We start from the raw sequence: 4,591 nt of genomic DNA on the forward strand, positions 1-4,591 counted from the left end.
ACGCTCGCGGGATGAGGCGCAGATCATGGCCGGTGAAGGCCACGTCGGCGGATTCGATTGCCGCGTCGGAGCCGGTGGCGCCCATCGCGATACCGATGTCTGCGCCAGCGAGGGCCGGTGCGTCGTTGATTCCGTCGCCGATCATCGCGACCGGCCCCGCCTTTGACAGCTCGCCGATCGCGGTTGCCTTATCCTCGGGACGCAGTTCCGCGCGCACGTTGCTGATCCCGGCCTGCGCGGCCAGTGCACGAGCGGTGCGGGCGTTGTCTCCGGTGAGCATCGTCACGCCGACGCCTTGGTTGGTGAGCGTCCGGACTACCTCGGGGACTTCAGGGCGCAGTTCGTCGCGGACGCCGATCGCGGCGACGGGGGTTCCATCGCGGTGGACGATCACGACGGTCATGCCCTGCTCCTCCAACTCCGCGACCTGCTTCCCGAGGTCGCCCGCGTCCAGCCAGCGAGGACTGCCGACGGTGATTCTCGATCCGCCGACAGTGCCGTCGATGCCGTGCCCGGCCTGCTCGGTCACATCTGCAGCTGCCGGTGTGCCCGGGGCCGCGGCGGTGATCGCAGAGGCAAGGGGATGCGTGCTGTGCTGCTCCAGTGCGGCCGCCCAGGCCAGCGCCTGTGTCTCGGTCACGCCGTTCGCAGTGAGCACCGCGGTGACCGCAGGTTCGTTGCGGGTGAGGGTGCCGGTCTTGTCGACCGCGACGTGGCGGACCGTGCCGAAGCGCTCGAAGACGGCGCCGGACTTGATGATCACGCCGAACTTGCTTGCTGCGCCGATCGCGGCGACGACCGTCAGCGGCACCGAGATCGCCAGCGCACACGGAGAAGCGGCGACCAGCACGACAAGCGCGCGGGTGATCCACACCTCTGGATCGCCCAGCAGCGACCCGATGATCGCGACGAGCGCTGCGAGGATCAGAACGCCGGGTACGAGCGGGCGGGCGATCCTGTCCGCGAGACGTGCACGCTCGCCCTTCTCGGTCTGCGCCTTCTCGACCAGCTCCACGATCGTGGTGAGCGAGTTGTCGGTGCCCGCAGCGGTCGTTTCGACCTCCAGCGCGCCGGCGCTGTTGATCGCACCGGCCGACACCGCATCGCCGGGCTCGACCTCGACGGGGATCGACTCCCCGGTGATCGCCGAGGTGTCCAGGCTGGAGCGGCCAGAACGGACGATCCCGTCGGTTGCGATCCGCTCGCCGGGACGGACCACCATGACCTGGCCGACCGTCAGCTCTCTCGCGGGCACCTGCGCAGAGACGCCGTTCTGCAGCACGGTCGCTGTCTCCGGCACGAGCTTCAGCAGCGCCCTCAGCCCGCCCCGGGCACGGTCCATCGCCTTGTCCTCGAGCGCCTCAGCAATCGAGTACAAGAACGCCAGAGCCGCAGCCTCCTCCACGTAGCCGAGGATGACCGCGCCGATCGCGCTGATCGTCATCAGCAGCCCGATACCGAGCTTGCCCTTGAACAGTTTCCGGATCGCGCCGGGCGTGAACGTCGACGCACCGAGGAGCAGACCGGCCCAGAACAACACCAGCGCCGGGATCTCGAGGCCGGACCATTCAAGGATCAGACCGGCCAGGAATGCGACACCGGAGAAGACCGGCACCATAATCCCACGGTCCCTCCACCAGGGCCGCACAACCTCTTCGGTCTCATCCTCCGCCGCAGTGGCAGGCTGGGCAGGCTCGTGCTCGCAGCCACACGCCGCGCTCACGCGTCCGCCCCCGTCCCACAGCAGCCAGCCACCGTGCACGCAGAGTCCACGCACGGCGCGTGCTCATCGACCGCCAGCGTCACGTCCACGAGCGCGACGAGCGCAGCCGTAAGATGCGGGTCGGCGATCTCGTAACGAGTCTGGCGACCCTCCGGCTCGGCAACGACAATCCCGCAGTCACGCAGGCAGGTGAGATGGTTCGACACGTTCGAACGCGTCAGCTCCAGCTCACGAGAGAGCACAGCCGGGTAGCTCGGTCCACCGAGCAGAGACATTAGGATTCGGGAACGCGTGGGATCGGCCATGGCCCGGCCGAGCCGGTTCATGACATCGAGGCGTGAGGAAATAGTCAGCACACACTGAACTATACAGTGATTGATGACCTATTGGAACGGCTTCACCCCAGGCGACATCTCTGGGGCCTGGGTGTAAGTACATCCGGCTCACACCCCACCGAATACGCCTACCGAAACCCGCTTACGGCGCACGTTTCTGGCATTCGATCTGGTGTGCCTTCACTCACCGCGCCGCAAACGATCGTTTTCGGCAGCTCTCGCGTAAGGCTGAGGCGTAAGGTTGCCTGGTCGACCCGGACCCTGTCGACGGCGGTGATCCGGTCCGCTCGTCATGAGCGCGGTAGCCGGTCCACTCGTCGCAAGGGTGGTGCCGACGCCCCACTAATCGTCGAGACGGTCGAGAATCTCATTCATCTGGTCGATCTCTTCCTGCTGTGACGAGATGATCTGCTCACAGAGATCTTGGATCTCCGGGTCGCTGATGTCTGATTGCTCACACACCAGAATCGCTCGAGAGTGATGCGGGATCATGGAACGGAGGAACTGGTCGTTACCGACGAACGCTTCCGAGCGTCCCATGAAGAAGGCGACAAGGAAAAGCGCGGCGAAACCTACGAGCAAGCTGATGTTCGCGGCCTTGTTCGGGAACATCTTCCACATGACGATGACCATGATGATGCCCATGGGGAAGACCATCATCAGTGCCATGTAGAGGTTGCTGATGTTGAGGAAGAGATCGTCCAGGACGTTGATCATCGCAAACGTGAGGAAGTACATCACAACGAAGCTGAGCGATAGCGAGACGGCGAGCTTAAGGTAGCTCGACATCCCGCCCTGATTCTTCCCCTGGGAGTGGCCGGCCGGCGGGCGTGAACCGTTGTCGGCGTGCTGGCTTGTCATAGCGACTCCAGCAGTGCAACGCACGCCTGTTCGCAGCGTCGGCATGCCTCAGCGCAGATCGTGCAGTGTTCGTGCATGGTGTGCTGTTCACATTCGTTAGCACAGCTCAGGCACGCCGCTCGGCAAGCTTCGAGCGCGGCACGGGTGACGCTGGCGTCGTGCCCGGTGCGACGGGAGAGGATCCGGGCGGTGGTTATGCAAAGGTCTGCACAGTCCTGGTTCGCGCGAATGCACTTGATTAGGTCAGCAACCATGTCCTCGCTGAGGCAAGCGTCGGCACATGCGGTGCAGGCTTGCGCGCACGCGAGACACGCGTCGATGCAGTCGACGAGCTTCTTCTGATCAATTCCGCCCAGATCTTTCGGATACGTGCTGAGCATTTCTTCGGTGACGGTCATGAGAGAACTCCTTTCGTGAGCCACGAAAGTACGCTCGCATCGCCCGCGCACTGAGGCCCTTGAATACCCCGCTGGGGTCTGGTAACCCGGTATTGATAAGCCGCCGCGCTGCGCAGATCAGCCTGTGAGCTGAACAGAGTCGGCGACCACGTTCGCCTAGCGGGAATAGAAGCGAAAACATTGAGTTACATACCCCCAGGGGGTATGCTCGAGGCATGAACGGGTACGACGGAAGCAAGGACGACCTGCGCAAGCGGTTGAATCGCGTCGAAGGCCAGGTGCGGGGGATCTCCCGGATGGTTGATGAGGACAAGTACTGCATCGACATCCTTACGCAGGTCTCTGCGGCGACGAAGGCCCTGGAGACGGTGGCGTTGTCGTTGCTGAGCGATCATCTGAGTCACTGCGTCGCTCAGGCAAGTGCTGAGGGTGGCGACTTCGCAGCGGAGAAGGTTCGTGAGGCCAACGAAGCCATCGCCCGCCTGGTTCGTTCATGACCACACGTCTGTTTAGTAAAGGAGAACACCATGACTGATCGCATCGAGCTGGGACTGACGGATGCGAACGCTGGTTGCGCATGCTGCGCTGCCCCATCGAACACAGAGACAGCCGTCCACGACGATTCTGCGGTCACATCGGAGGTGCTCGTCGACGGGATGACATGCTCGCATTGCGCATCGAGCGTCAGTGAGGAGCTGGGCGCTGTCGACGGTGTCGAGTCCGTCACCGTGGATCTCAACGCGGGTGGCACCTCCCGGGTGACCATCCGCAGCACCGCCCCGGTTGACCCCGCCGCTGTGAAGGCTGCGGTGGAGGAGGCCGGCTACGCTCTCGCGACCAGCCAGCCCTGAGTTGCATCTTTCGGCGTCCGGCTTACCCCGGGCGCACCTGAGCAAGGAGTCTCCGATGAGCCAGCACGACGAACACACCGATCACACCGCGCACCGCAACCACACGGCGGCGGCAACGACGGAGCACGACCATGGGGCGATGAGCCACGATCACGCTGCACCGCACGAAGACACCGGGCACGGCGGCCACGAAGATCACGCCGGTCACGGCGGGCATGGCGGCCACGGGGATCATGTGGGGCAGTTCCGGCGCCTGTTCTGGATCATGCTGCTCCTCGCCGTGCCGGTGGTCGGATTCTCGACGATGTTCTCGATGATCCTGGGGTACCCGCTGCCGGACGCGGCGTGGGTCGCGTGGGTGTCACCGGCTCTCGGAACGGTGATGTACGTGTGGGGCGGTGCCCCGTTCCTGACCGGTGCGGT

6 protein-coding genes and 1 pseudogene are annotated in these 4,591 nt (G+C 64.4%); 3 read left to right on the top strand and 4 right to left on the bottom strand.

What is annotated here, in order from left to right:
* The 4 genes from AX744_RS07670 to AX744_RS07685 form a co-directional block, all read right to left on the bottom strand.
* The coding region (locus tag AX744_RS07670) for a heavy metal translocating P-type ATPase (RefSeq protein WP_197429182.1) at positions 1-1,723 on the bottom strand (1,723 nt) is incomplete at its 3' end.
* Positions 1,720-2,079 (bottom strand): Cd(II)/Pb(II)-sensing metalloregulatory transcriptional regulator CmtR, encoded by a 360-nt coding sequence (cmtR, locus tag AX744_RS07675; protein WP_036275916.1) that lies wholly within the window; start codon positions 2,077-2,079, stop codon positions 1,720-1,722. The genes AX744_RS07670 and cmtR, both read right to left, overlap by 4 nt.
* Before the next feature lie 321 nt (positions 2,080-2,400).
* Complete coding sequence (locus tag AX744_RS07680) at positions 2,401-2,919, bottom strand: DUF305 domain-containing protein (protein ID WP_200838872.1); 519 nt, start codon at positions 2,917-2,919, stop codon at positions 2,401-2,403.
* Positions 2,916-3,317, bottom strand: coding sequence for a hypothetical protein (locus AX744_RS07685; protein ID WP_058631433.1), 402 nt, complete (start codon positions 3,315-3,317; stop codon positions 2,916-2,918). Before AX744_RS07685 ends, AX744_RS07680 begins: the two co-directional genes overlap by 4 nt.
* A 215-nt stretch (positions 3,318-3,532) precedes the next feature.
* Between AX744_RS07685 and AX744_RS07690 the strand changes: the two genes are divergently transcribed.
* The 3 genes and pseudogenes from AX744_RS07690 to AX744_RS19965 all read left to right on the top strand — a co-directional run.
* Positions 3,533-3,814 (top strand): metal-sensitive transcriptional regulator, encoded by a 282-nt coding sequence (locus tag AX744_RS07690; RefSeq protein WP_053095982.1) that lies wholly within the window; start codon positions 3,533-3,535, stop codon positions 3,812-3,814.
* Positions 3,815-3,844: 30 nt separating this feature from the next.
* The gene (locus tag AX744_RS07695) at positions 3,845-4,168 is read left to right on the top strand and encodes a heavy-metal-associated domain-containing protein (protein ID WP_060921756.1); all 324 of its coding nucleotides are present in this window, start codon (positions 3,845-3,847) and stop codon (positions 4,166-4,168) included.
* A 55-nt stretch (positions 4,169-4,223) separates the two neighbouring features.
* Positions 4,224-4,591: pseudogene (locus AX744_RS19965) on the top strand (heavy metal translocating P-type ATPase); the annotation flags it as partial.

The sequence above is a fragment of the Microbacterium sp. CCH5-D1 genome (assembly GCF_001557335.1).
In the GTDB taxonomy this organism is placed as follows: domain Bacteria; phylum Actinomycetota; class Actinomycetes; order Actinomycetales; family Microbacteriaceae; genus Microbacterium; species Microbacterium oxydans.